Origin of the sequence: Streptomyces sp. NPDC020192, from assembly GCF_044388685.1 — a bacterium.
GTDB lineage: Bacteria > Actinomycetota > Actinomycetes > Streptomycetales > Streptomycetaceae > Streptomyces.
Window position 1 is genome coordinate 82,729 of sequence record NZ_JBIRXG010000026.1, and the last position, 26,438, is coordinate 109,166.

Consider the following 26,438-nt stretch of genomic DNA (forward strand, 5'->3'; position numbering starts at 1 on the left):
GGGATGACCGGGAGTCGGTAAACGCCCTCTCCCGGCTGCCGGTCCCGCTGGCCCCGGACGGCCCCTCCCACGTGGAGAGGGGTCGTCCGGAGCCGTGGTGCCACCGGCTCGGTCAGAGACAGAGCAGAACGCTCGCGGCGGAGACGCAGGAGAGCAGGCTCAGGGTGCTCGCGCCGCCGCCGTCGTGCTCCTCGGACGCGAGGGTCTGCAGGTCGAGCAGTGCCATGATGGTGTCCTTTCCTTCTTGGGGACGGGGGTTGGATCACGGCTCCGTCCGTGCGGAGCCGCGTGTGCGGGCCGCCGGGAGCGGCGGCAGGAAGGGCAGGTGCGCGGTGCCGGCGTCGTCGCGGGCCGCGGCGAGCGCGAGCAGGCAGCCTGCCGTACCGGTGGCGAGGTCCATGGACAGGCGCATCATCTGGTGCCCGGGGAAGGCGAGTTGGCCCTGGTAGGCCATCGCGAACCAGCCGAGCCCGGTGATCTGCTGCTCCAGCCGGTCCGCGGTCGCGCCCGGGGCTGTGGAGCGGGCGAGGTGCAGGATCATTCCGGCGCGGCCCTGGAAGAGGCCGGGCTGGGCGTAGAAGCGGGACGTGGCGGCCGTGAGGATGCCGGCCCTCGCGCGCTCGAACTCCTCGCTCTCCCGGTGCGCCAGGAAGTCGTCGAGGACCAGCCCGATGCCCGCGCTGCCGTCGCCGACGTACGGCAGCGTCCGCCAGCCCTCGTCCACCTCCAGACCGCCGCCCGCCTGCTGGGTCACACAGCGGTCCAGGTCACGGCGGAGCGCCTCGGCCGCCGCCGACAGGTAGGCCTCCTCGCCGGTCTCCTCGTGGTGCCGGAGCAGGAACAGCGCCGGACCGCTCGCACCGCGCAGCAGGCCGGCGCGGCGGTGCGGGGTGTCCGGGAGCGGTTCGGCGAGACGTCGTACGAGGATCTCGGCGGCCTCCGTCGCGTGGTGCCGCAACGCCGCCTCGCCCGTGGTGTCCGCCAGCCGGCCGAGGACCAGGCCCAGCCCCGCGAGTCCGCCGTGCAGATCGGAGGCGAGGTTGCGCCAGTTCTCCCGCAGGATGCCGTCCAGCAGGTCCAACGCCCGCTGCCGGTGGCCCAGTTGGTCCAGGACCAGGGCGACGCCCGCGAGGCCGTCGTACAGGCCGAGCGGGGTGCCGGGCGGTGGCGGTGCGGTGCGGTCGAGCAGCCAGCGCTCGCCCTCGTCGTAGCGGCCGGCCCCGGAGGCCTCCAGCGCGTACAGCACGCCTGCCGCGCCGTGCGCGAGGCCCAGGCCGCCGCCGTCCGTGAACTGGGCGATGTCACCGGGGAACAGGCGGTCGTCGCGTTCCGGGGTGGCGGAGGCGAGGATCGCCTTCACCATCGAGTCCCGGCTGTGGGGCCAGTCGCCGGGCAGCGCCGGCGGGGCCGGCCGGGCGCGCCGTCCGCCCGCCGCGTTCCGGGTGATCTCCGCGACGGCCTCGTCCAGGAAGGCCCGCGGCACGTCCGGGAACTGCTCGGCGATCACCTCCGCGAGATGCGCCGCCTTGCCGCGGTCCACCACGAACAGGGTGGTGACCGGCAGGAACAGGGCCAGGCGCAGACAGGCCAGCGCATAGCGGTCGACGTCCGGGCCGCGCCGGTCCGGCGGGGCGAAGAAGCCGGGATGGGCGACGGTCTGCCGGGCGTTGTCCTCGGCGGGGGCGGCGGCCTCGAAGTCGATGAGGTACACGGACTGTTCGTCCTCGGCCACCATGATGTTGAAGACGTGCAGGTCGTTGAAGACCAGCCCGCGTGCGTGCACCGCCGAAACCGCCCGCTCCACCGCCGCGTTGATGCGCAGGGCCCATGCCGTGTACGCGGCGATCGCCGCCGGGTCGGGGTCGGGCGTGAGCAGCGGATGCCGCTCGGCGAAGTAGGAGTTGAGCGGGCGGCCCGCCAGGTGGTCCATGACCAGGAAGCGGTGCTCGCCGAGCAGGAACCAGTCCCGCACCTCGGGCACCACACCGGTCCCGGCGACCCGCTCCAGCGCCGCCTTCTCCCGCTCCAGCCGGGCCACCGCGTCCGCGCCGTCGGCGGCCAGCCCCGCGTGCGGCCGGGCCTCCTTCAGCACCACCCGGCGTCCGTTCCGGGTGTCGGTGCCGGCGTACACCCCGCCGCCGTTGGAGAAGTGCAGCGCCTTCTCGATGCGGTACGGCAGCTCGCCGACCGTCGTCGTGTTGCGGGCCTCGAGGTGCGGGCGCAGGAACTCCGGCAGGGTCGCCCACTCCGGGACCTGGAAGGACGGCGCCCGCCGGTCCGGCACCAGCGTGCCCTCGCCGTCGGTGACCGCCGGGACCAGCGAGCCGCGCTCGTCGACGACGTACCGCCGCGCGAAGGCGCCGTAGCGGACGTAGAGCGGACCGCCGCCCCAGCGCAGGTCGGTGAGGATGTACGGGCCGTCGAAGCCCTCCAGCAGCGCTCCCAACTCACCTAGTATCCCGTGCAGTTGCCCCTCGTGCGCCGGGTACAGCGTGACGAACTTGCCGCTGGTGTCGCGGCCCGCGTACTTGGCGTTGCGCAGGTGCAGCAGATGCGGGCCGGGCACGAACTTGAACGGGATGCGGCGCGGTACGCAGTAGTCCCACACGATCTCCGCGATCCGGTTCGCGTTCGCCGCGGTCGCCGAGGAGTGGATCTTCCAGCCCTGGGCCGGCGCCGGCAGCGGCGCGCCGTCCGCGCCGAGCGGGGTCAGCATCAGCCAGTCGCCGGAGCGGGCCGCGTGCCAGCCGGCCGGGACGGCGCGCCGCGCCGTCGCGAACAGCGGCGCGGGTTCCCGCCCGTCCGCCGAGAGCCGGTCGGGCGTGTCGTAGAAATGCCGGTCGGCCAGCGCGTACACCTCGTACCGCTTGTCCATGCCCCTCCCGCCCTCGCCCTCGGTGACCGGCGATCCCCGGTGACCGGAAAAGACACTCGCAGGCGCCGTACGGCTGCGGACAGTCACGTCTGTCACGAGGTCGGCGTGCGGAACGCATGGGTCAAGATGTGTTCGGCGGCTTTCGAGCGGAACCGGGCACCCGGGACACCCCGAGCGTCCACAGGGGCTGCGCGGGAGGCTCACACGCGCTGTAATGGCGAACGTGGTGAGGGACGGCGCTGCGGTCGGCGGAACGAGGACGGGGCCGGAGCGTGCCGAGGCCGCCCTCGACGCCCTCGGCGTGTCCCCGGACACCCCGGACCGGCTCCACCAGGTCCTCGAACAGGCGCTGGTGTTCGCCGGCGCGGCCTTCGCCGGGGTGTACACGCCCGGCGACGACCCCGCCGAGCTGTGCCTCGTCGAGTCGGCGGGGCTGCCACGCACCTTGTACGGGCTCCGGGACGGCTATCCGGCCGCGGGCGGCTCCCCGGTCGCCGAGGCGCACCGCAGCGGCCGCCCGCAGTGGCTGGGTCCGGAACAGCTGGCCGACGGTCCCGAGGCGCGGCGCACCCCCTTCCGGGACTTCTCCGTGGCCGCTCTGCCGCTCGGCCCGGCGGGCGCGGGCGCGCTGCTGGCCGTCAGCGAGCGTCCCGGCGGCTTCGGCGACGACGAGCGGGCCTGCCTGGACCTGATCGTCCGCGCGGTCGCCGTACCCGTCCCGGCCGCCGCCCCGGGCGAGGCCGGCGAGCTGCCCGAGGACGCCTTCAGCCTGGCCATGGACACCGGCCGGGTCGAGGTCGGCGACGCCATCCTGCGGCTGTTCGGGATCGGCCGGGACGACTTCGACGGCCGGGTGGAGACCCTGCTGGCCCAGGCCGTGCCCGAGGACCTGCCCGCGCTGATGTCCGTGGTCGAGGCCGACCACATGACCATCGGCGACCGCGAACTGGAGTTCCGTATCCTCCAGCCCTCCGGCGAGCCCCTGTGGCTGCGGCTGCGCGGCCGGCTGCTGCCCGCCGGAGAGGGCCACCCGGCCCGGCTGGTCGGCACCGTCGCCGACGCATCCAGCCTGCGCTCCGACGTCACTGACGTGGCCCGCGTGCAGCGCCTGGCCGCCGCCCTCGCCACCGCAGGCACGGTCGACGACGTCGGCCGGGCCGTGGTCGCCGCGCTGCGGGAACCGCTGCAGGCCGACCGGATCGCGCTCGCCGAACTGGAGAACGACCGGCTCGTCGTCACCGTCCTCGACCCGCCCGAACCCGAGGCCTGGCCCGAGCTGTGGCGCACCGAGTGGCGCACCGAGTGGCCCGACGCGCCGGTGCGCGCCATGCCCACCCTGGCCGCCGCGCTGCGCGAGGGCCGCGCCCGGATCTGGCCCGCCGGCAGCACGCTGGAGCCCGCCCTCGCCGGCGTCGGCCCCGGCGGGCTCGCCGTGCTGCCGCTGCCCGCCGGCGGCCGGGTGGCGGGCGCCTGCCTGATCGGCTGGGAGGCCCCGCACGAGTTCGGCCCCGACGAACGCGCCCTGCTCACCGCCTGCGCCGGTCTGACCGGCCAGGCCCTGCTGCGCGCCCACGCCTTCGACGCCGAGCACGAACTCGTCGGCATGCTCCAGCGCACCCTGCTGCCGCGCCGGCTGCCCCGGCTGCCCGGCGCGGTCGCCGTGGCCCGCTATCTGCCCACCACCGCGGGCCTGGAGGTGGGCGGCGACTGGTACGACGTGATCCCGCTCGCCGACAACCACGTGGCCTTCGTCATCGGCGACGTCCAGGGCCACAACGCGGGCGCCGCCACCCTGATGGGCCAGATGCGCACCGCCCTGCGGGCCTACGCCGCCGAGGGCCACGCCCCGGACGTGGTCGTCAGCCACGCCAACCGGCTGCTGCTGGAGATGGAGACCGACCTCTTCGCCACCTGCGCCTATGTCGACGTCGACATGGAGGAGGGCACCGCCTGGTGCGTGCGCGCGGGCCATGTGGAGCCGGTGCTGCGTCACCCGGACGGCAGCGCCGAGATCGTGCACGCCGAGGGCGGGCCGCCGCTCGGGGTGGTCGGCCAGGCGGAGTTCCCGATGACCCCGCTCCGGCTCCAGCCAGGCACGGTGATCGCACTGACCACCGACGGCCTGGTGGAGTCGGCGGACACCGACCTCGACGAGGGCATGCAGCGGCTCGCCCGCGAGCTGTCCGCCGCCGACCCCGCCCACCTCGGCCAGGTCGCCGACGCCCTGCTCTCCGGGGCCCGCCGCACCGACGACGTCGCCCTGCTGCTGATGCGCTACGACGGGATGGCCGTACGCCCGCTGCGCGAGAGCTGGACGGTGTGGCGGCTCCCGGAGGCGGTCGGGCACGCCCGCCGCTTCACCCGGCGCACCCTGCGCGCCTGGGGCGTCTCGCCGGACACCATGGACACGGCCCTGCTGGTGGTCTCCGAACTCGTCACCAACGCCCTCGTGCACACCGACGGCCAGGTCCGCCTCGACCTCAGCCTGATCAACCACCGGCTGCGCCTCTCCGTCGCCGACGCCTCGCCGCGCAGCCCGGTCAAGCCCACCAGCATCGGCTGGGAGGCCACCGGCGGCCGGGGCATCCTGCTGGTGGAGGCGGTCTCGGTGGCCTGGGGGACGGTCCCGGTCAGCGGCGGCAAACAGGTGTGGGCGGACCTTGTGCCCGACGGCTGACCAGCCCTTCGGACACGGGCGCCCGACCCCCGCCACTCGGGTACGGGTGCGGGCACCCACGGCAGGTCGGAGGGGATCGCACGGCGGGCGTGCCTAGGGTCGGTCGGCGTGGCACACACCTTCGAAGAACTGGTGGAGAAGCAGCGCGCCGCCGACGCGGCCCAGCGCACGGTCGACGGGCTGCGGGAGGCCTACGGCCCGCCGGCCGAGCGGGGGATGACGGGCGCTCAGTCGGAGACGTACGAGACCGCCCTGCGCGCCTCCCGGGACCTGGCCCGTGAGGTGCAGACCGCGCTCAGCGAGTACGCCAAGGACAGCGGCCGGCCGCGCGCGGACATCGAGGCCGAGGTGGTCCGGGCGGCGGCGGAACCGCAGGGCACATGAGCGGAGCCGAAGGACGCGGGAGCCGGCCCGGCGGGCGCGCCGAGCGGCTCGTGGACGCCGCGGACGCCCGGCTTCCCGTGCTGGAGGGCGGTCCGCTGCTGCGCAAGGCGTTCCCCGACCACTGGTCCTTCCTGCTCGGCGAACTCGCGCTGTACAGCCTGCTCGTGCTGATCCTGACCGGGGTCTGGCTGACCCTGTTCTTCACGCCCGAGATGCGCGAGGTCGTCTACACCGGCCCCTACGCACCGCTGCGCGGGGTGCGCATGTCGGCCGCCTTCGACTCCACCCTGCGCATCAGCTTCGACGTACGCGGCGGACTGCTGATGCGGCAGGCCCACCACTGGGCCGCGCTGGTCTTCGTCGCCGCGATCGGCGTGCACCTGCTGCGGATCTTCTTCACCGGCGCCTTCCGCCGCCCGCGCGAGCTGAACTGGGCGGTGGGGCTGACCCTGTTCGTGGTCTCGCTCGCCGAGGGCTTCGCCGGCTACTCGCTCCCCGACGACCTGCTCTCGGGGACCGGGCTGCGCATCGCCCAGGGCATCATGTCGTCGATCCCGGTGGTCGGCACGTACGTCGCCTTCTTCGCCTTCGGCGGCCCGTTCCCGGGGCACGACATCATCACCCGCCTGTATCCGCTGCACATTCTGCTGCTCCCGGGCGCCCTGATCGCCCTGCTCACCGTGCATCTGATCCTGGTGTTCCACCTCAAGCACACGCAGTGGCGCGGCCCGCGTCACACCGTGCGCAACGCCGTCGGCAGGCCCTTCTTCCCGCAGTTCACCGCCTCCTCCGGCGGCCTGTCGATCATCGTCACCGGCCTGCTGGTGCTGCTGGCCGCGCTCGCCCAGGTCAACCCGGTCTGGAACTACGGCCCCTACCGGCCCGACCTGGTCTCCACCGGCTCCCAGCCCGACTGGTACGTCGGCTTCCTGGAGGGCGCACTGCGGCTGGTGCCGGCGTGGGAGACGAACATCGCCGGGCACACCCTGATGTGGAACGTCCTGCTGCCCGCGATCGTCCTGCCCGGCCTGCTGTTCGCCGTGCTCTACGCCTACCCGTTCGTGGAGCAGCGCATCACCGGGGAGTGGCGCAGCGAACAGCACTTCTGCGACCGGCCGCGCGAGCGTCCCGTCCGCACCGGCCTCGGCGTCGCGGGCACCGTCTTCTACGGCGTGCTGCTGCTGGCCGGCGGCAACGACGTGATCGCGCAGACCTTCCGTATCTCCGTCAACGGCCTCACCTGGGTGCTGCGCATCGCCCTGGTCGTGGCGCCCGTACTGGCGTTCCTGGCGACCCGGTGGCTGTGCCGGGCCCTCACCGAGGCCGAGCGCGGCCGGCTCGAGGAGGGCGTGTCCACCGGCGAGATCCGGCAGAACGTCACCGGCGGCTACGAGTCCGACCACGAGCCCGTCACGTCCTTCCGGCCCGGCGCCCCGCGCAGACAGCTCACCGCTGCGCGTACTGGAACGCCATCCCGAACACCCCACGAGCCAGAACGCCCAGACCGATGAGGAACAGCCACAGGCCGTAGACCACACCGGTCGCCGTCACCGCGAAGCCCAGCGCGGTGATGATCGGGAACATGCTCTCGTCCGGGAAGAACGCCACCGGCCCCGCTCCGTCGGCCACCTCCGCGGCCGTACGGTCCTGGGCTCGGGTGCCCCGCCGCCGGTACTGGATCAGGCAGAAGAACGACACCAGTGCCGCCATCCCGCAGGCCACGACCAGCGCGACCGTGCCCGTCTCGTCCCCGGACCACACCCCGTACAGCGCGGCGGACCCGCCGAAGAACAGCGCCACCCCGCCGAACAGCATCGCCTCGGTCTTCATCGCGCGGCCTCCGCCTCGGTCTGTCCCGCCTGCCCGGCCTCCGGATGGTGCAGGTCGAACGCGGGGGACTCCGAGCGGATCCGGGGCAGGGCCGTGAAGTTGTGCCGGGGCGGCGGGCAGGAGGTGGCCCATTCCAGGCCCCGGCCCCAGCCCCACGGGTCGTCGAGGGTGACCTTCTCGCCCTTGGTGGTGGTGCGCCAGACGTTGTACAGGAACGGCAGCGTGGAGACGCCGAGCAGGAACGCGCCCGCCGACGACAGGGTGTTGAGCAGCGTGAAGCCGTCCGCCGGGAGATAGTCCGCGTACCGGCGCGGCATCCCCGCCTCGCCCAGCCAGTGCTGCACCAGGAACGTCAGCTGGAACGCCGGGAACAGCAGCCAGAAGTGCAGCTTGCCGAGCCGCTCGTCCAGCAGCTTCCCGGTGAACTTCGGCCACCAGAAGTAGAACCCGGCGAACATCGCGAACACCACGGTGCCGAACAGCACGTAGTGCAGATGCGCCACGATGAAGTAGGTGTCGGTGAGGTGGAAGTCCAGCGGCGGCGAGGCGATCAGCACCCCGCTCAGCCCGCCCAGCAGGAACGACACCAGGAAGCCCATGGACCACAGCATCGGGGTCTCGAACGACACCGACCCGCTCACCATCGTCCCGATCCACGCGAAGAACTTGATGCCCGTGGGCACCGCGATCAGGAACGACATCAGGGAGAAGAACGGCAGCAACACCGCGCCCGTGGCGAACATATGGTGCGCCCACACCACCGCCGACAGCATCGTGATCGCGATGGTCGCCCCGATCATCGGCAGATAGCCGAACAGGGGCTTGCGGGAGAACACCGGGATGATCTCCGAGATGACCCCGAAGAACGGCAGCGCCACGATGTAGACCTCCGGGTGCCCGAAGAACCAGAACAGGTGCTGCCAGAGGATCGCGCCCCCGTTCGCCGCGTCGAAGACATGCGCCCCGAACTTGCGGCCCGCCTCCAGCGCCAGCAGCGCCGCCGCGAACACCGGGAAGGCGGGCAGGACCAGGATCGAGGTGAACAGCACGTTCCAGGTGAACATCGGCATCCGGAACATGGTCATGCCCGGGGCGCGCAGGCACAGGATCGTGGTGATGAAGTTGACCGCGGTCAGCGTCGTCGACACGCCGGTGACCACCAGGCCCATCGCCCACAGGTCGCCGCCCGCGCCGGGCGAGAAGTAGGCGCTGTTCAGCGGCGCGTACGCGAACCAGCCGAACGAGGCGGCGCCGCCCGGCACCGCGAAGCCGGACACCACCATCAGCGCCCCGAACAGGTACATCCAGTACGACATCGCGTTCAGCCGCGGCAGCGCCAGGTCGGGGGCGCCGATCTGCAGCGGCATCACGGCGTTGGCGAACCCGGCGAACATGGGCGTCGCGAACAGCAGCATCATGATCGTGCCGTGGATGGTGAAGAACTGGTTGTAGCCCTGCTCGCTGAGGAACTGCAGCCCCGGACGGGCCAGTTCCGCGCGCATGCCGAGCGCCAGCAGCCCGGCGAACAGGAAGAAGCAGAACGCCGTGACCATGTACAGCCGGCCGATCACCTTGTGGTCGGTCGTCGCGGCCCAGCGCAGCAGGGCCCGGCCGGGCCGCGGCGCGGGTGCCGTGTAGCGCGCGACGGCCGCACGGGCATCGACGGCCTGGCGCGTGTCGATGGCTTCGGGAGTGTCGGACATCCGGGGTGGTTCGGTCATCCCTGGCGAAGCTACTCGCGGTGACCGGGGGCAGGTCCGCGCCACGCCCTGCGCATCCCACTCCGTAAGCTGTACAGGCTGATCACCGACCTCGAACGGGAGTTCCCGTGCATCTCCTCGTCACGGGCGGCGCCGGGTTCATCGGATCCGCGTACGTGCGCGCACTGCTCGCCGACCCCTCACCCGACGCGCCCCGCGTCACCGTGCTGGACAAGCTCACCTACGCTGGCACCCTCACCAACCTCCCGGCCGGCCACCCCCGACTCGACTTCGTGCACGGCGACATCTGCGACGCGGCCCTGGTCGACCGGCTGATGGCGGACGCCGACCAGGTGGTGCACTTCGCCGCCGAGTCGCACGTCGACCGGTCCATCGAGGGAGCCGGTGACTTCGTCCGCACCAACGTGCTCGGCACCCAGACCCTGCTGGACGCGGCCCTGCGGCACGGCACCGGCCCGTTCGTCCACATCTCCACCGACGAGGTCTACGGCTCCCTCGACACCGGCTCCTGGCCGGAGGAGCACCCACTCGCCCCCAGCTCGCCGTACTCCGCCTCCAAGGCCTCCGCCGACCTGCTGGCCCTGGCCTGCCACCGGACCCACGGCCTGGACGTCCGCGTCACCCGCAGCTCCAACACCTACGGCCCGCACCAGTTCCCCGAGAAGATCGTCCCGCTCTTCGTGACCCACCTCCTCGAGGGCCTGAAGGTCCCGCTGTACGGCGACGGACGCAACGTCCGCGACTGGCTGCACGTCGACGACCACTGCCGGGGCATCGAGCTGGTGCGCACCAAGGGCCGCCCCGGCGAGGTCTACAACCTCGGCGGCGGCACCGAGCTGAGCAACCGGGAGCTGACCGGCCTGCTCCTCGACGCGTGCGGCGCCGGCTGGGACCGGGTCGCGTACGTCGCCGACCGCAAGGGGCACGACCTGCGCTACTCGGTCGACTGGAGCAAGGCCCGCGACGAACTCGGCTACCGCCCGCGCCGCCACTTCGCCGGCTCCCTCGCCGAGACAGTCGCCTGGTACCGGGACCACCGCGACTGGTGGGAGCCGCTGAAGCGGCGGGGCGCGGGATGAATGGCCGGTCACCGGCGCGGGCGGGCTGCACGGCCGTACCCCCAGGCCGGCCGGGGCGTCGGTCAGGCGTGGGTCTTGGCCAGCAGCTCCAGGACCTCGGCGGTCGTGCCGCTCTCGCCGAGCCGCGGGAAGATCCGCTCGACGCTGTTGGCGTGCGCCTCGGCGTCGGCGTCGGCCATCGCGTCGGTGGCGAGGGTGACGTGGTAGCCGTGCGCGTAGGCGTCCCGGGCGGTGGACTCCACGCCGATGCTGGTCGCGATGCCCGTCAGCACGATCTGGGTGATGCCGCGACGGCGCAGCTGGACGTCCAGGTCGGTGCCGTGGAAGGCGCTCCAGTTGTGCTTGGTGACGCGGAGGTCGCCGGCGTGGCCGGAGAGCTCGTCGACGACGGTGTCCCAGTCCTCGGGGAATGCGAGGCCACGCGCCTGGCGCTCGGTGCGGCCGGGGACGGCGTCGGCCCAGTCGGGGGCGAAGGAGACCCGGACCAGGACCACGGGCAGGTTCCGGGAGCGGAAGGCCTCGGCCAGTCCGGCCGTGCGGGAGACGACGTCCGAGGCCGCGTGCGGCTGGACGGGCATCCCCACGATGCCGTTCTGCAGGTCGATCGCGACGAGGGCGGTACGGGGGTCGAGGGTGGTGAGCGACATGAGTCGGTCAGGCCTTTCCGATGGTTCGGGAGGTGGTGGTGCCGAGCCGGCCCAGGGACCGGTCCGGCAGGGTCGTCGCCAGCAGCAGGGCGGAGCCGGCGAGCATGAACAGGGCCAGGCCGTGGAGCCCGGCCGTGTCGGCGTGGTGCGGGTAGAACGCCGCGGTGGCGGCGGACGCGCCCAGCGCGCCGAGGTACATGAAGGTGCGCAGCAGCCCGGCCGCGGAGGCGATGCGCTCCGGATCGGCCTGCCGGTACAGGGCGTTCTGTGCGGCCAGGCCGATGAGGCCCTGCGGGATGCCGAGCAGCGCGCCGACCGCGAGCAGCAGCCACAGCGCGCTGTCGGCCCGCACGAGGAGCAGCAGGGCGCAGCCCGCGACCTGGAGTGCGGAGCCGACGATCAGCTTGCCGCGCACCGCCTCCCGGCGTCCGGTGAGCGTGGACACGATCAGCGCGGAGATTGACAGCGGCAGCAGGACGAGTCCGGCGGTGGAGGCGCCGAGCCCGCGCCCCTGCTCCAGCCACTGCGTGTAGCCGTACATGAAGGCGTAGGAGGTGGTGTAGGCGAGCAGCTGGCGCACATAGGTGGCGAGCAGCGGGCCGTTGCCGCCGAGGACGCGCAGGTCGACGAAGGGGTCCGGCACGCGCAGCTCGCGCACCGCGAAACCGGCGGCGGCGACGGCGGACAGCACCGGCAGGTACCAGCGGTCGGCGCGCGGGTGCATCAGGAACAGCATCAGCGCGACCAGCATCAGCGCGAAGAGTGCCATGCCGGGCAGGTCGACGGCGCGCCGCCGGGTCCCGGACCGGGGCAGCCGCAGGGTGCCGAGCACCAGGCAGACCGCCGAGAGCGGCACGTTCACGGTGAACACGGCGCGCCAGCCGCCGAGCCCGATCAGCAGGCCGCCGAGCGCGGGCCCGACGACGGCCACCGTCTGGTTGGCGACGGCCAGTGCGGCCAGCACCCCGGCCGGGCTGTCCTGCCCGGTGCGTTCGGCCTCGCTGCGGGTCAGCCGCATGGCCGCCGGGTACGCCGCCGACGTCCCGAAGCCCAGCAGCACCCGCGCCGCGATGAGTGCGCCCAGCGAGGGCGCGAGCGCGCCGAGCACACCGGCGACGCCGACCAGGGCCGTACCGGCGAGGTAGAGCCGGCGCGGGCCGTACATGTCCACCAGGCGGCCGATGACGGGCTGCCCGACGGCCGTGGCCAGATAGAGCGCCGAGACCAGCCAGGCGGTCTCGGCGGGCGGGGCCCCGAAGGCGACGCCGATCGGCACCAGGGCCACGGCGATCATCGACGAGTTGACCGGATTCAGGACCGAGCCGAACAGCATCGGCGGGATCAGTCGGCGGTCGAATCCGGCGGGGGCGGGGCGGGTGGCCTTCTCGGTGTGTCCGGTGGGCCTCGGTATCACTGCTGCGACAGCCGTTCCATCAGCTCCAGTGCCTTCAGGACGGTCTGCCGCTCCTCCTCCGAGTAGCGGTCCTGGAAGGCGCGGGCCAGCCACTCCTCACGGACCTGCCGGTTGCCCTCGATCCGGGCCCGCCCCGCGTCGGTCAGGGTGACCAGCTGACGGCGGCCGTCGTCGGGGTCGGGGGCGCGCCGGATCAGACCGTGCTGGTCCAGCGCGGCCAGCGTGGTCGCCATCGACTGCGGGCGTACGCCCTCCGCGGCGGCCAGCGCACTGGCGGTGGCGGCGCCGTGCTTGCCGACCAGGGTGAGCGCCGACTCCTGGGAGGGGCTGAGGTCGGTGTCCTGCGCGACCTCGCGGATACGTCGCCGCAGCCGGCTGAACACGACACGCAGATCGAGCGCGGCGCGAGCGGCGGAATCGGAGATGTCAGCCATGTGGCCAGCGTAGATCTGACAGCCGAGACTGTCCAGTCCAAACTGTTCAGTTCCATCTGGCGAATCTGGCGGAGGTGTCTCGATTACGGTGGCCCTGTGCGTCTGCTGATGCTGTCCGACACCCACCTCCCGAAGCGCGCCAAGCGGCTCCCGGAGCAGTTGCTGGCCGAACTCCCGCGCGTGGACGTGGTGTTCCACGCCGGGGACTGGGTCGACACCGCCACCCTGGACCTGCTGGAGAGCCGCAGCCGACGGCTGATCGGGGTCTACGGCAACAACGACGGTCCCGAGCTGCGCGCCCGGCTCCCCGAGGTGGCGTACGCCGAGCTGGGCGGCCTGCGCTTCGGCGTCGTGCACGAGACCGGCCCCGCCCAGGGCCGCGAGGCCCGCTGCGCCGCCCGCTTCCCCGACCTCGACGTGCTGGTCTTCGGCCACAGCCACATCCCCTGGGACACCACCGCCCCGACCGGCCTGCGCCTGCTCAACCCCGGCTCCCCGACCGACCGCCGCCGCCAGCCTCACCGCACCTACCTGACGGCCGCGATCGCCGACGGCGCTCTGGCCGAGGTGACGCTGCACCGGCTGCCCCAGCGGTAGCGGTCCTGTGCCAGGATGCCGGGATGATCTCTGACACAGGCATCCCGGGTGACGTCGTTCCGGCAGGTCGCATGGCCGGCGGTGAGCAGCCCGTACTCGCCCTGCCCGGCGGATTTCAGCTGCGGCCCTGGCACCCCGACGACGCCGGAACGCTGCTGACCGCCGGCCAGGATCCCGCGATCCGCACGTGGAACCGATTCACCGTCGGCAGCTTCGAGGAGGCGTGCGCCAGGATCGAGCGCATGCACGCACGCTGGCGGGCCGAGATCGCCGCGATATGGGCCATCGCCAGGCCGGACGGCCCGGCCGTCGGACTCTGCGGATGGGGCGACATCGACCTGCACGGCGGCAGCGCCGAGATCCTCTACTGGCTCCTGCCCGAGGCGCGCGGCGGCGGCATCGCCGTCGAGGCCACCCGCAGGCTCAGCCAGTGGGCCCTCGACGAGCTGGGCCTGCACCGCCTGCGCCTGTGCCACTCGGTCGCCAACCCGGCGTCCTGCAGGGTCGCCGAGAAGGCCGGATTCACCTACGAGGGCACCCAGCGCAGCGCCCTCCTGCACGCCGACGGCTGGCACGACCAGCATCTGCACGCGCGCGTGGCCGGCGACCCCGAGTAGCGGGCCCGCTCGGGGGAGTTGTCAGTGCCGGGTGCCCGTGGTGTGTGGCCTTCTCACCGGGCGTCGAGTGGTGCGTCGTCCTCGCCTGCGCCGTAGCAGTCGTCTCGCCGTGTACGCCAGTGCGGCCAGCGCCGCCGCGACGAGGGCCGCCCGCTTGGCCAACGGCGCCCCGGCCGTGCGCAGGAGGTCGAGCGGTTGGGGCTCCTCCTCGTCGTCCTCGGCGGCGGGTTCGGCGCTCGCGGTCAGCCGGGTCGCCAGGCAGTCCGCGAACTGGCCCACCAACCGGTCGCCGACCTCCGCCAGCACCCCGCGCCCGAACTGTGCCGGGCGGCCGGTCACCGTCAGGTCGGTGTGTACGGACACCGCTGTACCGCCGTTGTCGCGTTCGGTCAGCGTGCCGGTGACCGTCGCGCGGGCCGTGCCCTGGCCGCGGGTCTCCCGGCCGTTCGCGGCGAGCACCATCCGGTGCGCCGTCTCGTCCTGCTCCTCGAAGACCGCCGTGCCCTGGTAGGCCACCGTGACCGGGCCGACCCTGACCTTCACCGAGCCGGTCACGGTCGTGCCGTCGTAGTCCTCCACCACCGCGCCCGGCAGACACGGCGCGACCCGTTCGATGTCGAGGAGCGCGTGCCAGGCGTCGGCGACCGGGACGGGGACGGCGAACTCGTGGTGCAGCTCCATGACCTGGTCCTTTCGGGCGCGTCAGGCTTCGTCGGGCGGGTGGATGGCGCCGGCGGTGGTGGTCAGTGGTGCGCCGCTGCCGCCCCAGCGCAGGGCGACGATCTCGGCGGCGACGGACACCGCGACCTCCTCGGGAGTGCGGGCGCCGAGGTCGAGGCCCAGCGGTGAGCGCAGCCGGGACAGTTCGGTCCCGGTCAGACCGGCCTCCGTGAGCCGTGCGCGCCGCTCCTCATGGGTCTTCCGGCTGCCCATCGCCCCGATGTAGGCGGCCGGGCGGCGCAGGGCCTCCTCCAGGAGAGGTACGTCGAACTTGGGGTCGTGGGTGAGGACACAGATCACCGTGCGGTCGTCGGTCTCGGTGCCGGCGAGATAGCGGTGCGGCCAGTCGACCACGACCTCGACGGCCGCCGGGAAGCGCTTGGGCGTGGCGAAGACCGGCCGGGCGTCGCACACGGTCACCCGGTAGCCGAGGAAGTCGCCGATCCGGGCCACCGCGGCCGCGTAGTCGATCGCGCCGAAGACCAGCATGCGCGGTGGCGGGGCGAACGACTGGAAGAACACCGTCACGGTGTCCTCGCGACGCTCGCCGTGCGGCCCGTAGTGCCGCAGGACCGAGGCGCCGAGCGCGAGTTCACCGCGCGCGTCGGCGGTGACGGCGATGTCGAGGCCGGCCGTGCCGAGCGTGCCGGCCGCCCGGTCCGGCCGGACGGCGAGCGTGGCGCCGCGCGGCGCGGGTCCGTCCACCACCGTGGCCACCGTCACGGGCTCGCCCGCGGCGACCGACGCGGCGACCGCGCCGAACGCCGGGTCCGACGCGGGCGTCACCGGCCGTACCAGCAGGGTGATCTCGCCACCGCAGGTCAGGCCGACCGCGAACGCGTCCTCGTCGCTGTAGCCGAAGGTCGCAAGGCGTGCCTCGCCGCTCGCCACGACCTCCTGCGCCAGCTCGAACACCGCGCCCTCCACGCAGCCCCCGGACACGCTCCCCACGACCTCGTCGTCCGGGCCCACCGCCATGGCGGCGCCGGGTCCGCGCGGTGCGCTGCGGCTGACCGCGACGACCGTGGCCAGACCGAACGGGATCCCGGCCGCGTGCCACCGCGCCAGCGCCGGCAGAATCTCACGCACGATCCGCTCCTCCCACCCGCTCCGCACCGGCGTCCTCGCCCCGCACGATCGCCGCCAGCCGCTCCAGCGCCGCCAGGCTGTGCCCCGCGACGAAGGCGTCCACGCTGGGCAGGGCCGCCGCCATCCCGGCGGCCAGTGGCGCGTAACCGGGCCGCGCCTTACGGGGGTTCGCCCAGACCACCTGGTGCGCCAGGGCGTGCAGCCGGCGCATCTGCTGCCCCAGCAGTTCCGGGTCGCCGCGTTCCCAGCCGTCGGAGAGCAGCACGACGATCGCGCCGCGCGCCATCCCGCGCTGCCCCCACCGGTTCAGGAACTCCCGCACCAGCTCGCCGAGCCGGGTGCCACCGCGCCAGTCCGGTACGGCCGTCGCGACGGCCGCCATCGCCAGGTCCGGGTCCCGGTGTGCCAGTTCGCGGGTCACCCGGGTCAGCCGGGTGCCGATGGTGAACACCTCCGTACGGCCCGCGCGCACCGCCGCGTGCGCGAACCGCAGCAGCGCGTCGGCGTACGGCGCCATCGAGCCGCTCACGTCCACCAGGAGCACCACCCGGCGGGGCCGCTCGACCCGTGCGTGCCGTCGCAGCCGGGCCGGTTCGCCGCCCCGGCGCAGCAACTCCCTTACGGTGCGCCGCGGATCGACCTCACCGCGCCGGGCGGGCCCGCGCCGGGCCGAGCGCCGCGCCTGACCCTCCAGCGCGAACGCGGCCAGCAGACGACGTAGTTGGGCCCGTTCGGCGGCGTCGAGCGCGCCGACGTCGCGGTGCCGCAGCACCTCGGCGGAGTCGGCGAGCACGCCGACGGGCGGCCCCGGCGGTGCATCCTCACCGGGCGTACCCGCACCCAAGGGCGCCTTCCGTGCGACGAGCCGCAGCCGGGTCGGGGGAGCGGTGCGCACCGGATGCGGCGCCCGCTCCCCGGCGGGCCCGAAGTACGCGGCGAACACCCGCTCGTACCGCTCCAGATCGTCGTGCCCACCGCACAGCGTCGCCCGCCCCGCCCAGAACACGTCCGCCCGCACCCCGGGCCGCAGCGCGGCCACGGCCCGCAGGAACGCGTACAGCCGTTCGGTACTCGCCTCCACCCCGGCCGCCCGCAGGGCCCGCACGAAACCGACCAGCACGGCATCCGCCGCGAGGTGTCCGGTGTCCGTCCCGGGTGGCCCGCCCATCCCGCTCACCCGCCCCGTGCCGCGAGGACCGCCGCGATGTCCAGGTCCCGGGCGCGGTCGGTGTCCTCGCGGTACTTCAGGACCGAGCCCAGCGTCGCCACCGCCAGGTCCGCGTCGACCTCGTCCGCGCCCAGCGCGTCCAGGGCCTCGGCCCAGTCGAGGGTCTCGGCCACCCCGGGCGGTTTGATCAGGTCGGCACCGCGCAGGGCCTGGACCAGCGCGGTGACCTGCTCGGCCAGCCGCGCGGACACCCGGGGCAGCCGGCGCCGCACGATGGCCAGTTCGCGGCCGAAGGAGGGATGGTCGAACCAGTGGTAGAGGCAGCGCCGCTTCAGCGCGTCGTGCACCTCTCTGGTCCGGTTCGACGTCAGGACGACCACCGGCGGTTCCTCGGCGCGCAGCGTGCCCAGTTCCGGGATCGTGACGGAGTACTCGGACAGCAGCTCCAGCAGAAACGCCTCGAACTCGTCGTCGGCCCGGTCGATCTCGTCCACCAGCAGCACCGCCGGCTGCGTCTGCAGGGCGCGCAGCAGCGGCCGGGCGATCAGGAAACGGCGGTCGTACAGCTCGCTCTCCAGCCGGTCCGCGTCCGTCACCCCGGCCGCCTCGGCGGCGCGCAGATGCAGCAGCTGGCGCGGGAAGTCCCAGTCGTACAGCGCCTGCGAGGCGTCGATGCCCTCGTGGCACTGGAGCCGGATCAGCGGCGCGCCGAGCGCCTCGGCCAGGGCGGAGGCGAGCGCGGTCTTGCCCACGCCCGCGTCGCCCTCGCAGAACAGCGGCCGGTGCAGCCTCAGGGCCAGGAAACAGGTGACGGACAGCCCTTCGTCGACGAGGTACCCCGTCTCCTCCAGCCGGGCCCGCACCTGCTCCGGGTCGTCCATCGTGTTGATCGGCGCTCACCCCGTTCCGCCGGCGGCCAGCACCGCCCGCCGGGTCAGTACCCGGGCCAGATGTGCCCGGTACTCGGGCGAGGCGGACACGTCCTGCGCCGGCCGGGTGCCCTCGGCCGCCAACTCCGCGGCCCGGGCCACCGCGTCCGGGGCGCCGGCGCCTGCCAGCGCCTCCTCGGCCGCCGAAGCCCGCAGCGGGGTCGAGCCCATGTTGGTCAGGCCGATCCGGGCCTCGGCCACCCGCCCGTCATCCCGTCGTACCAGCGCCGCCACGCCCACGATCGCCCACGCCTGGGCGACCCGGTGGAACTTCTCGTAGTGGAAGCCCCAGCCGTCCGTCTTCGGCACCCGTACCTCCACGAGCAGCTCGTCGGGGGCGAGCGCCGACTGGAGATAGTCCACGAAGAACTCCCGGGCCGGGACGGTGCGTCGGCCGCCCGGGCCGACGGCGACCAGGTCGGCGTCCAGGGCCAGCACCACCGCGGGCAGGTCCCCGGCCGGATCGGCGTGCGCCAGCGAGCCGCCGAGGGTGCCCCGGTGCCGTACGGCGGGATCGGCGACCGTGGCCGTGGCCTCGGCCAGCAGACCGGCGTGCCGGCGCACCAGCGGATCCCGGATCACGTCGTGGTGGGTGGTCAGGGCGCCGATCACGAGCATGTCGCCGTCCTCGCGGACCCCGCGCAGCTCGGGGATCCGCCCGACGTCCACGACCAGTTCCGGGAAGGCCAGCCGGAGCCTGAGCAGCGGCAGCAGGCTCTGCCCGCCGGCCAGCACCTTCGCCTCCTCGCCCGCGTCGGCGAGAAGCCGCACCGCCTCCTCCACGCTCCCGGGACGGGCGTACTCGAACGCCGGGGGAATCATGCCGACGCCTCCTTCACCTCGCGCCACACGCGTTCGGGCGTGCAGGGCATCCGGACGTCGTGCACCCCGAGCGGGCGCAGCGCGTCCACGACGGCGTTGACCACGGCCGGTGTCGAGGCGATCGTCCCCGCTTCGCCGACTCCCTTGACACCCAGGGCGTTCGAGGCCGCCGGCGTCTCGGTCCGGTCGGTCACGAAGTCCGGCAGGTCGGCCGCCGACGGCACGAGATAGTCGGCCATGGTGCCGGAGACGAGGTTGCCCTCGGCGTCGTACACGGCTTCCTCGTACAGCGCCTGCGCGATGCCCTGCGCCAGACCGCCGTGCACCTGCCCTTCCACGATCATCGGGTTGACGACCCGGCCGACGTCGTCCACGCAGACGTACGACCGGATCCGGGTCTGCCCGGTCTCGGTGTCGACCTCGACCGCGCACAGATGGGTGCCGTGCGGGTAGGAGAAGTTCTCCGGGTCCACGACGTGCTCGGCGTTGATGCTGGGCTCGACGCCGTCGGGCAGGTCGTGGTTGGTGAACGCCGCGAAGGCGATCTCCTGGATGGTCCTGCGGGCTTCCGGTGAGCCCTTCACCGAGAACACCCCGCCGCTGAACTCCAGGTCCTGCTCGCTCGCCTCCAGCAGATGGGCGGCGACCTTCCGGGCCTTCTCCACGACGGTCGTCGCGGCGCGGTGTACGGCCTCGCCGCCGACGGCCAGCGACCGTGAGCCGTAGGTGTCCATGCCCTGCGGGGCCGTCCTGGTGTCGCCGTGCACCACCTCGACGTCCTCGAACGGCACGCCGAGCACGTCGGCCGCGATCTGGCTCCAGCAGGTCTCGTGGCCCTGTCCGTGCGGACTGGTGCCGGTGACCACCTCGACCTTGCCGGTGGGCAGCATCCGGATGCTCGCCGCCTCCCAGCCGCCGGCGGAGTACTTGAGGTCGCGCAGCACCCGGCTCGGCGCCAGGCCGCACATCTCGGTGTACGTCGACACGCCGATGCCGAGCCGCACGGGATCGCCACGCCGGTTGCGCTCCCGCTGCTCGGCGCGCAGGGCGTCGTACCCGAACAGGTCGAGCGCCTTCGCGGTGGCCGCCTCGTAGTCGCCGCTGTCGTAGGTGAGCCCGGCGATCGTGGTGTACGGGAACTCCTCGTGCCGGATCCAGTTGCGGCGCCTCAACTCGACCGGATCCAGGTCGAGTTCGGCGGCCAGCTCGTCCATGACCCGTTCGATCGCGTACGTCGCCTCCGGGCGCCCGGCACCGCGGTAGGCGTCGGTGGGGGTGCGGGTGGTGAAGACGCCGGTGCAGGTGAACTCGTAGGCGTCCATCTTGTAGATCGCCGGGTACATGAAGGCGCCGAGGATCGGGATGCCGGGGGTGACGAGCATCAGATAGGCGCCCATGTCGGCGAGCAGGTCGACCTTCAGGCCGAGCAGTCTGCCCTCGCTCGTGGCGGCGACCTCGACGTCCTGGATCATGCCGCGGCCGTGGTGGGTGGCGAGGTAGCCCTCGGAGCGGGACTCGGTCCACTTCACCGGCCGGCCGAGCTTGCGGGCGATCGCGAGCGCGAGGACCTCCTCGCCGTACACCTGGAGCTTGGAGCCGAAGCCGCCGCCCACGTCCGGGGCGATCACGCGCAGCTTCTGCTCGGGGATCCCGGTGACCGTCGCGAGCATGATGCGCAGGATGTGCGGGATCTGGGTCGCCGAGTACACCGTGTACTCGCCGGAGGCGGCGAGCGGGGTGACGACGACAGCGCGCGGCTCCATCGCGTTGGGGATCAGCCGCTGCTGGTGGTAGCGGCGCATCAGGACGACGTCGGCGCGGTCGCGTACCGACGCGAAGCTCTCGCCGGTGGCGAGCGGCCAGGTGTAGCAGCGGTTGGTGCCCTTGTCGGCGTGGACCAGCGGGGCGTCCGGGGCCAGCGCGGTCTCCAGGTCCAGGACCGGGGGCAGCGGGTCGTATTCGACCTCGATCGCCTCCAGCGCGTCGGCGGCCGCGTACCGGTCGCGGGCCACCACGACCGCGACCGGATCACCGGCGTAGCGGACCTCGTCCACGGCGATCGGCGGGTGGTCGGGCAGCACCATGTCCTCGGTCACCGGCCAGGCGCAGGGCAGTGAGCCAAGGCCCTCGGCGAGGTCGGCTCCGCTGAACACCGCGACGACACCGGGGCGTCGGCGGGCGGGTGACACGTCGACGCGGGTGATGCGGGCGTGGGCCATCGGGCTGCGCAGGACGGCCAGGTGCAGCAGTCCGGCCAGCTGGATGTTGTCGGTCCAGGTGGTCTGGCCGGTGATCAGCCGCGCGTCCTCCTTGCGCAACCGGGAGCGGCCGACCTCGGGTTCGGCGGCCTGATGGGTCATGCCGTGACCTCCTCACCGACCTGTTGGTCCTGTGCGGAGGCGGCGAGCACCGCGCGGACGATGTTCTGGTATCCGGTGCAGCGGCAGAGGTTGCCCTCCAGGGCCTGCCGGATCTCGTCGGAGGTGGGGTGCGGGTTCTCCCGCAGCAGATCCCGGGCCGCCATGATCATTCCGGGGGTGCAGTAGCCGCACTGAAGACCGTGCCGCTCGTGGAAGGCGCGCTGCAGCGCGGTCCACTCGCCGCCCACGGCCAGCCCCTCGACGGTGGTCACCTCGCCGCCGTCGGCCTGCACCGTCAGCACCGAGCAGCTCTTCACGCTCATCCCGTCCAGGTCGACCGTGCACGCCCCGCAGTTGGAGGTGTCGCAGCCGATCGGGGTGCCGGTCAGGCCGAGGCGGTCGCGCAGGTAATGGGCGAGGAGGAGACGGGGTTCCACGTCGTCCTCGTACGTCATGCCGTCCACGTTCACCTTGATGCGGGTCATGGGACCTCCAGACGGGCCGACCACGGTGACGTAGGTCACTCTATGACCGTGTTCTGGGGGTGGCGAGTGCGGCGACCGGGCCTTCGTTGAACGTTAATCCATTGCTGTCGCCGGGCGTTCCTGTTGCACTGCTCGGCGATCCGACGTCACCCGGAGAGGACCAGCGATGCGCACTGCGTGCATGTCCACCCAGGAAGGAATCCGCCCCATGCCGAAGGACATCACGCTCAGTGCATCTGCTCAATCTCGGAATTCTCGCGCATGTCGACGCCGGTAAGACCAGCCTGACCGAACGGCTGCTGCACACGGCCGGGGTCACCGACGAGCTCGGCCGCGTCGACGACGGCAACACCCGGACCGACACCCTCGCGCTGGAACGCCGGCGCGGCATCACGATCAAGTCCGCCGTCGTGTCGTTCCCGCTCGACGGCGTCACCGTCAACCTCATCGACACCCCGGGCCACCCGGACTTCATCGCCGAGGTCGAGCGCGTGCTCGGCATCCTCGACGGCGCGGTGCTGGTCGTCTCGGCCGTCGAAGGGGTCCAGGCGCAGACCAGAGTGCTGATGCGCACCCTGCGCCGGCTGGGCATCCCCACCCTGGTCTTCGTCAACAAGATCGACCGGCGCGGCGCGAACGGCTCCGCCGTACTGGACCAGTTGACCCGCCGGCTGGCCGTGCCGCTCGTCCCGATGGGCCGGGCCGCCGCGCTCGGCACCCGCGCCGCCCGCTTCGTGCCCGGCCTCGGCCCGGCCGCGCAGGAGGCGCTCGCCGACCACGACGACGACCTGCTCGCCGCCTACCTCGACGGTCGCGTCGAGAAGGGCCGACTGCACACGGTCCTCGCCGCCCAGACCCGCGGGTCCCTGGTCCATCCGGTGTACTTCGGCTCCGCCATGACGGGCGCGGGCGTTCCGGAGCTGATCACCGGCATCGAACACCTGCTGCCCACCGCCGCCGGCGACCCCGCCGCACCCCTGTCGGCCACGGTCTTCAAGGTCGAGCGGGGCTCGGCGGGGGAGAAGATCGCCTACGCGCGCATCTTCTCGGGCACCCTGCGCGTCCGCGACCGGATCCCGTTCGGGGACGGCCGTGCGACGGGCGTCCCTGTCGGCGCCCGGGGGAGGAGGGGCGCCGGGGAGGGGACCGGCGCTTGCGAGGAGGCCGGCGTCCGTCAGGAGGCCGGTGTTCGTGAGGAGGGCGGCGTCCGCGAGGAGGTCGGTGCTTGCGGGGAGGCCGGCGTCCGCGAGGGGACCGGCGCCCGCGAGGACATCGACGCCCGCGAGGAAGTCGGCGCCCGCGAGGAGGCCGGCGCGTGCGAGACGGGCGGCGCCCGTGACGAGAGCGGGGCTGACCGCGGGGCGGATGACGGGGCCGTCGACCGCCGGGCGGACGGCCGGGCCGTCAGCTCCCGCGCCGCCGGGTCCCGCGCGACCGGTCGGGCCGTCGGCTCCCGCGCCGCAGGCACCCTCGCCGCCGGCCGGGAACTCGGCGCCCGGCCGACAGGCCGTGTCACCGCGCTCAGTGTCTTCGACGGGGCCGTCGACACCCGGTGGGACAGTGCCGGTGCCGGGCGGATCGTCAAGGTGTGGGGGCTCGGCGGCATCCGGATCGGGGATGCGCTCGGCGTGCCGGGGCGGGCGTACGAGCATCACTTCGCGCCGCCGACCCTGGAGACCGTCGTCGTCCCCGGCCCCGGCGCGGACCGGCGCTCCCTGCACCTCGCGCTCACCCAGCTCGCCGAACAGGACCCGCTCATCGGCGTCCGCCACGACGAGCTGCGCGGGGAGACCTCCGTCTCGCTCTACGGCGAGGTGCAGAAGGAGGTCGTCCAGGCCACCCTCGCCGAGGAGTACGGCCTGGACGTCACCTTCCGCGAGACGACGACCCTGTGCATCGAACGGCCGGCGGGCACCGGGCACGCCGTGGAGTTCAACAAGAAGGACCCCAACCCGTTCCTGGCCACCGTCGGCCTGCGCGTCGAGCCCGCACCGCCCGGCGCGGGCGTGGCGTTCCGGCTGGAGGTGGAGCTGGGCTCGATGCCGTACGCCTTCTTCAAGGCCGTCGAGGACACCGTCCGCGAGACGCTCGGCCAGGGGCTGCGCGGCTGGCAGGTCCCCGACTGCGCGGTGACCATGACCCACTCCGGCTACTCGCCCCGGCAGAGCCACGCCCACCAGGGCTTCGACAAGAGCATGTCGAGCACCGGCTACGACTTCCGGGGCCTGACCCCGCTGGTCCTGACCGAGGCTCTGCGCCGCGCGGGCACCGTCGTGCACGAGCCGATGCACCGCTTCCGGCTGGAGGTCCCGGCGGACACGCTGGGCGCGCTGCTGCCGGTGCTCGCCCGGCTGGGCGCCGTACCGGAGACGACCGGCGCGCTCGGGACGGCCGCCGTGCTGGAGGGTACGGTGCCCGCCGCCCGGGTGCACGAGCTGGAGCATCGGCTGCCCGGGCTCACCCGGGGCGAGGGCGAGCTGGAGACGGCCTTCGACCACTACGCGCCGGTCACCCGGGGCACCGTCCCCGAGCGGCCGCGCACCGACCACAACCCGCTGAACCGCAAGGAGTATCTGCTGAAGGTGATGCGCAGGACGGGGGACGGGGCGGCAGGAGCTGACTGATAGTCAACTTACTTGAGAGTCAGGTGGTATTGACGCCGACCGGAAGATCCCCTGATTGTGGTGGACATGCCCACCATCCGCGCCCGTCTCCTGGTTGTCCTGGTCATCCTCTGCGGATTCCTGACGGTGGCGGGCGCCCCGCCCGCCACCGCCGCCACCCCTTCCGACTCCCTGTGGTTCGACGGCTCCTCCCTCACGGTCCAGAACGGTCGCCTCACCGATGGTCAGGGCCGTGAGATCGTCCTGCGCGGCTACAACGTCTCCGGCGAGACCAAGCTGGAGGAGAACAGCGGGCTGCCGTTCGCCTCGGTCGCCGACGCCCGCAAGTCCGCGACCGCGCTGCGCGCCCTCGGCGGCGGCGACGCGGTCCGCTTCCTGCTCTCCTGGGCGCACGCCGAACCCGTACGCGGCCAGGTGGACACCACCTATCTGGCCGCCGTCGCCGAGCAGATGCGCGCCTTCCTGGACGCGGGCATCCGTGTCCTCCCTGACTTCCACCAGGACCTGTATTCCCGCTACCTGTTCAACAGCGGCAGCTGGTACACCGGCGACGGCGCCCCCAAGTGGGCCGTGGACGCCGGAAATTACCCCGCCGAGTCCTGCGGGATCTGCCTCTTCTGGGGTCAGAACATCACCCAGAACGCGGCGGTGCAGAAGGCGCAGTACGACTTCTGGCACAACAACCACGGCCTCCAGGACGCCTTCCTCACCACCGCCCAGGCGACGATGGCCTACCTCCAACAGCACCTGACCGACGTCGAGTTCGCGGCCGTCACCGGCTTCGACCCGTACAACGAGCCGTACGCGGGCAGTGACGACTCCGGGCAGACCTCCCGCACCTGGGAGCGCGACCTGCTCTGGCCGTTCTACGTGAAGTTCCGCGCCCGGATGGACGCGGCCGGCTGGCAGGACAAGCCCGCCTTCGTGGAGCCCAACCTCTTCTGGAACTCCAACATTTCGACCCAGAAGCAGGAGGGCGGCCTGCTGGACGCGGGCACCCTCGGCTCGCGCTACGTCTTCAACACCCACTTCTACGACCAGAAGGCCATCTCCGGGATCCTGATGTGGGGCAAGGCGGCCGACGGTCAGTACGCCTTCGACTTCGCCACCGTCCGCGACCGCGCCACGGCCGCCGGTACCGCGGCCATGGTCAGCGAGTTCGGGCACCCCCTGTCCGGCACGGTGTCCGACAAGGCGCCGACCGTCCTGAAGGCGATGTACCAGGCCCTCGACTCCCGCCTGCCGGGCGCGAGTTGGTGGTCCAACCCGGCCGCCTCGGGCCCGGTGCTCTCCGGCACCCAGTGGCAGTGGGACATCTACAACGGCCGGCATCACGAGCTGATGAACGGCAACTCCGGCAAGGTGCTCACCTCAGGCGACGCCTGGAACGACGAGGACCTCTCGGCCGTAAACCTGGACGGCTCAGGCAATGTGACGCTGCGTCAGAACTCCCGGCTCCTCGACCGCCTCTACCCGAGCGCCACGGCCGGTACGACGCTGGCCTTCACCTACGAGGACCGCTCGCGCGACGGCTCCACCACCCTCACCTGGAACCCGGTGCCGAGCAGCCTGCCCAACGTGGCTCGGCTGGTGGGCTCCGGCCAGTACGGGCTGCTGGTGTGGCGCTCCGGGGACGGCACCGCGCCCACCGAACTGCACCTTCCGGCGTCCTTCCCGACCGCGTCGACCACGGTCGTCTCCGACCTGGGCACGGTGTACGGTCCGCCCGCCTACGCCACGTCCACCCCGGTCGCCGTCGCCCCCGAACCGGGCGGCACGGGCAGCCGCCGGCTGCTGCTCACCGACACGGACTCCGGGGCCCCGCACTACGCGCTGGTGACGAATGGCGCCCCGGCCCCCTCGGCGGACCTGCTGAGCGCGGCCCGGTCGGAACTGGCCGCGTGGGCGGCGGCGCACTTCTGAGCCAGCGACCCTCTGGTCCGGAGCCGTACGGCCCCCCGGGGGG

At 73.0% G+C, this 26,438-nt stretch carries 22 protein-coding genes; 8 read left to right on the forward strand and 14 right to left on the reverse strand.

The genetic code is table 11. From position 1 onward, the window contains the following. Window positions 1–112 precede the first annotated feature (112 nt). Both ACH47Z_RS36725 and lanKC read right to left on the reverse strand, forming a co-directional pair. Window positions 113–226, reverse strand: coding sequence for a SapB/AmfS family lanthipeptide (locus ACH47Z_RS36725; RefSeq protein ID WP_399081634.1), 114 nt, complete (start codon window positions 224–226; stop codon window positions 113–115). Window positions 227–262: 36 nt separating this feature from the next. After that, a complete protein-coding gene (lanKC, locus tag ACH47Z_RS36730) occupies window positions 263–2,875 on the reverse strand; it encodes a class III lanthionine synthetase LanKC (RefSeq protein ID WP_399081636.1) in 2,613 nt (870 codons plus the stop codon). 214 nt (window positions 2,876–3,089) lie between these two features. Between lanKC and ACH47Z_RS36735 the strand changes: the two genes are divergently transcribed. From ACH47Z_RS36735 to ACH47Z_RS36745, 3 genes are all read left to right on the forward strand, one after another. Then, entirely contained in the window at window positions 3,090–5,552 is a 2,463-nt protein-coding gene (locus ACH47Z_RS36735) for a SpoIIE family protein phosphatase (RefSeq protein WP_399081638.1), read from the forward strand. A gap of 108 nt (window positions 5,553–5,660) precedes the next feature. Continuing rightward, window positions 5,661–5,936: a hypothetical protein gene (locus ACH47Z_RS36740; RefSeq protein ID WP_399081640.1), complete on the forward strand. Its 276-nt coding sequence runs from the start codon at window positions 5,661–5,663 to the stop codon at window positions 5,934–5,936. After that, a complete protein-coding gene (locus ACH47Z_RS36745) occupies window positions 5,933–7,447 on the forward strand; it encodes a cytochrome bc complex cytochrome b subunit (protein ID WP_399081642.1) in 1,515 nt (504 codons plus the stop codon). The genes ACH47Z_RS36740 and ACH47Z_RS36745 overlap by 4 nt, the downstream gene beginning before the upstream one ends. On the opposite strand, the gene ACH47Z_RS36750 is transcribed toward ACH47Z_RS36745, so the two are convergent. Further along, complete coding sequence (locus ACH47Z_RS36750; RefSeq protein ID WP_399081644.1) at window positions 7,383–7,766, reverse strand: cytochrome c oxidase subunit 4; 384 nt, start codon at window positions 7,764–7,766, stop codon at window positions 7,383–7,385. The genes ACH47Z_RS36745 and ACH47Z_RS36750 overlap by 65 nt on opposite strands. Beyond that, on the reverse strand, window positions 7,763–9,487 hold the full coding sequence (gene ctaD / locus ACH47Z_RS36755; RefSeq protein ID WP_399081646.1) for a cytochrome c oxidase subunit I: 1,725 nt from the start codon (window positions 9,485–9,487) through the stop codon (window positions 7,763–7,765). Before ctaD ends, ACH47Z_RS36750 begins: the two co-directional genes overlap by 4 nt. 107 nt (window positions 9,488–9,594) lie before the next feature. Here ctaD and rfbB point away from each other — a divergent pair, with 107 nt between their 5' ends. Continuing rightward, complete coding sequence (gene rfbB, locus ACH47Z_RS36760) at window positions 9,595–10,566, forward strand: dTDP-glucose 4,6-dehydratase (protein ID WP_399081648.1); 972 nt, start codon at window positions 9,595–9,597, stop codon at window positions 10,564–10,566. A gap of 62 nt (window positions 10,567–10,628) precedes the next feature. Here rfbB and ACH47Z_RS36765 read toward each other — a convergent pair whose 3' ends face one another. Genes ACH47Z_RS36765 through ACH47Z_RS36775 form a run of 3 tightly spaced genes read right to left on the reverse strand, consistent with a single transcriptional unit; the run spans window position 10,629 to window position 13,061 of the window. Continuing rightward, entirely contained in the window at window positions 10,629–11,213 is a 585-nt protein-coding gene (locus ACH47Z_RS36765) for a hydrolase (protein ID WP_399081650.1), read from the reverse strand. A gap of 7 nt (window positions 11,214–11,220) precedes the next feature. Then, entirely contained in the window at window positions 11,221–12,627 is a 1,407-nt protein-coding gene (locus tag ACH47Z_RS36770; RefSeq protein WP_399081652.1) for an MFS transporter, read from the reverse strand. Beyond that, window positions 12,624–13,061, reverse strand: a complete 438-nt coding sequence (locus ACH47Z_RS36775; protein ID WP_399081654.1) for a MarR family winged helix-turn-helix transcriptional regulator — start codon at window positions 13,059–13,061, stop codon at window positions 12,624–12,626. The genes ACH47Z_RS36770 and ACH47Z_RS36775 overlap by 4 nt, the downstream gene beginning before the upstream one ends. Before the next feature lie 96 nt (window positions 13,062–13,157). On the opposite strand from ACH47Z_RS36775, the gene ACH47Z_RS36780 reads away from it, so the two are divergent. Both ACH47Z_RS36780 and ACH47Z_RS36785 read left to right on the forward strand, forming a co-directional pair. After that, entirely contained in the window at window positions 13,158–13,658 is a 501-nt protein-coding gene (locus tag ACH47Z_RS36780) for a metallophosphoesterase family protein (RefSeq protein ID WP_399081656.1), read from the forward strand. Between the two features lie 23 nt (window positions 13,659–13,681). Next, a complete protein-coding gene (locus tag ACH47Z_RS36785) occupies window positions 13,682–14,275 on the forward strand; it encodes a GNAT family N-acetyltransferase (protein ID WP_399081658.1) in 594 nt (197 codons plus the stop codon). Between the two features lie 21 nt (window positions 14,276–14,296). Here the strand turns inward: ACH47Z_RS36785 and ACH47Z_RS36790 are convergent, their stop codons facing one another. The 7 genes from ACH47Z_RS36790 to ACH47Z_RS36820 are packed head-to-tail and all read right to left on the reverse strand — an operon-like array spanning window position 14,297 to window position 21,848. Continuing rightward, window positions 14,297–14,956, reverse strand: a complete 660-nt coding sequence (locus ACH47Z_RS36790; protein WP_399081660.1) for an SRPBCC family protein — start codon at window positions 14,954–14,956, stop codon at window positions 14,297–14,299. A 21-nt stretch (window positions 14,957–14,977) separates the two neighbouring features. Continuing rightward, on the reverse strand, window positions 14,978–16,084 hold the full coding sequence (locus tag ACH47Z_RS36795; protein ID WP_399081662.1) for an XdhC family protein: 1,107 nt from the start codon (window positions 16,082–16,084) through the stop codon (window positions 14,978–14,980). Then, window positions 16,077–17,252, reverse strand: a complete 1,176-nt coding sequence (locus ACH47Z_RS36800) for a VWA domain-containing protein (protein ID WP_399081664.1) — start codon at window positions 17,250–17,252, stop codon at window positions 16,077–16,079. The genes ACH47Z_RS36795 and ACH47Z_RS36800 overlap by 8 nt, the downstream gene beginning before the upstream one ends. A gap of 5 nt (window positions 17,253–17,257) precedes the next feature. Beyond that, window positions 17,258–18,133, reverse strand: a complete 876-nt coding sequence (locus tag ACH47Z_RS36805) for an AAA family ATPase (RefSeq protein WP_399081666.1) — start codon at window positions 18,131–18,133, stop codon at window positions 17,258–17,260. Window positions 18,134–18,148: 15 nt separating this feature from the next. Next, window positions 18,149–19,003 carry an FAD binding domain-containing protein gene (locus tag ACH47Z_RS36810; RefSeq protein WP_399081668.1) on the reverse strand — a complete coding sequence of 285 codons (855 nt, stop codon included), beginning with the start codon at window positions 19,001–19,003 and terminating at the stop codon, window positions 18,149–18,151. Continuing rightward, window positions 19,000–21,363: a xanthine dehydrogenase family protein molybdopterin-binding subunit gene (locus ACH47Z_RS36815; RefSeq protein WP_399081670.1), complete on the reverse strand. Its 2,364-nt coding sequence runs from the start codon at window positions 21,361–21,363 to the stop codon at window positions 19,000–19,002. The genes ACH47Z_RS36810 and ACH47Z_RS36815 overlap by 4 nt, the downstream gene beginning before the upstream one ends. Beyond that, a complete protein-coding gene (locus tag ACH47Z_RS36820; RefSeq protein ID WP_399081672.1) occupies window positions 21,360–21,848 on the reverse strand; it encodes a (2Fe-2S)-binding protein in 489 nt (162 codons plus the stop codon). Before ACH47Z_RS36820 ends, ACH47Z_RS36815 begins: the two co-directional genes overlap by 4 nt. A gap of 230 nt (window positions 21,849–22,078) precedes the next feature. On the opposite strand from ACH47Z_RS36820, the gene ACH47Z_RS36825 reads away from it, so the two are divergent. Further along, complete coding sequence (locus tag ACH47Z_RS36825) at window positions 22,079–24,472, forward strand: GTP-binding protein (RefSeq protein WP_399081674.1); 2,394 nt, start codon at window positions 22,079–22,081, stop codon at window positions 24,470–24,472. Window positions 24,473–24,538: 66 nt separating this feature from the next. Continuing rightward, window positions 24,539–26,395 carry a cellulase family glycosylhydrolase gene (locus tag ACH47Z_RS36830; protein ID WP_399081676.1) on the forward strand — a complete coding sequence of 619 codons (1,857 nt, stop codon included), beginning with the start codon at window positions 24,539–24,541 and terminating at the stop codon, window positions 26,393–26,395. The last annotated feature ends 43 nt before the right edge of the window (window positions 26,396–26,438 follow it).

Bases quoted from the DNA above. Each gene is read 5' to 3' on its own strand.
- ACH47Z_RS36810 (WP_399081668.1), bottom strand. From the start codon at position 19,003: ATGATTCCCCCGGCGTTCGAGTACGCCCGTCCCGGGAGCGTGGAGGAG.
- ACH47Z_RS36735 (WP_399081638.1), top strand. From the start codon at position 3,090: ATGGCGAACGTGGTGAGGGACGGCGCTGCGGTCGGCGGAACGAGGACG.
- ACH47Z_RS36785 (WP_399081658.1), top strand. From the start codon at position 13,682: ATGATCTCTGACACAGGCATCCCGGGTGACGTCGTTCCGGCAGGTCGC.
- ACH47Z_RS36775 (WP_399081654.1), bottom strand. From the start codon at position 13,061: ATGGCTGACATCTCCGATTCCGCCGCTCGCGCCGCGCTCGATCTGCGT.
- lanKC (WP_399081636.1), bottom strand. From the start codon at position 2,875: ATGGACAAGCGGTACGAGGTGTACGCGCTGGCCGACCGGCATTTCTAC.
- ACH47Z_RS36815 (WP_399081670.1), bottom strand. From the start codon at position 21,363: ATGACCCATCAGGCCGCCGAACCCGAGGTCGGCCGCTCCCGGTTGCGC.
- ctaD (WP_399081646.1), bottom strand. From the start codon at position 9,487: ATGACCGAACCACCCCGGATGTCCGACACTCCCGAAGCCATCGACACG.
- ACH47Z_RS36800 (WP_399081664.1), bottom strand. From the start codon at position 17,252: ATGGGCGGGCCACCCGGGACGGACACCGGACACCTCGCGGCGGATGCC.
- ACH47Z_RS36830 (WP_399081676.1), top strand. From the start codon at position 24,539: ATGCCCACCATCCGCGCCCGTCTCCTGGTTGTCCTGGTCATCCTCTGC.
- ACH47Z_RS36790 (WP_399081660.1), bottom strand. From the start codon at position 14,956: ATGGAGCTGCACCACGAGTTCGCCGTCCCCGTCCCGGTCGCCGACGCC.
- ACH47Z_RS36805 (WP_399081666.1), bottom strand. From the start codon at position 18,133: ATGGACGACCCGGAGCAGGTGCGGGCCCGGCTGGAGGAGACGGGGTAC.
- ACH47Z_RS36820 (WP_399081672.1), bottom strand. From the start codon at position 21,848: ATGACCCGCATCAAGGTGAACGTGGACGGCATGACGTACGAGGACGAC.
- ACH47Z_RS36725 (WP_399081634.1), bottom strand. From the start codon at position 226: ATGGCACTGCTCGACCTGCAGACCCTCGCGTCCGAGGAGCACGACGGC.
- ACH47Z_RS36745 (WP_399081642.1), top strand. From the start codon at position 5,933: ATGAGCGGAGCCGAAGGACGCGGGAGCCGGCCCGGCGGGCGCGCCGAG.
- ACH47Z_RS36750 (WP_399081644.1), bottom strand. From the start codon at position 7,766: ATGAAGACCGAGGCGATGCTGTTCGGCGGGGTGGCGCTGTTCTTCGGC.
- ACH47Z_RS36765 (WP_399081650.1), bottom strand. From the start codon at position 11,213: ATGTCGCTCACCACCCTCGACCCCCGTACCGCCCTCGTCGCGATCGAC.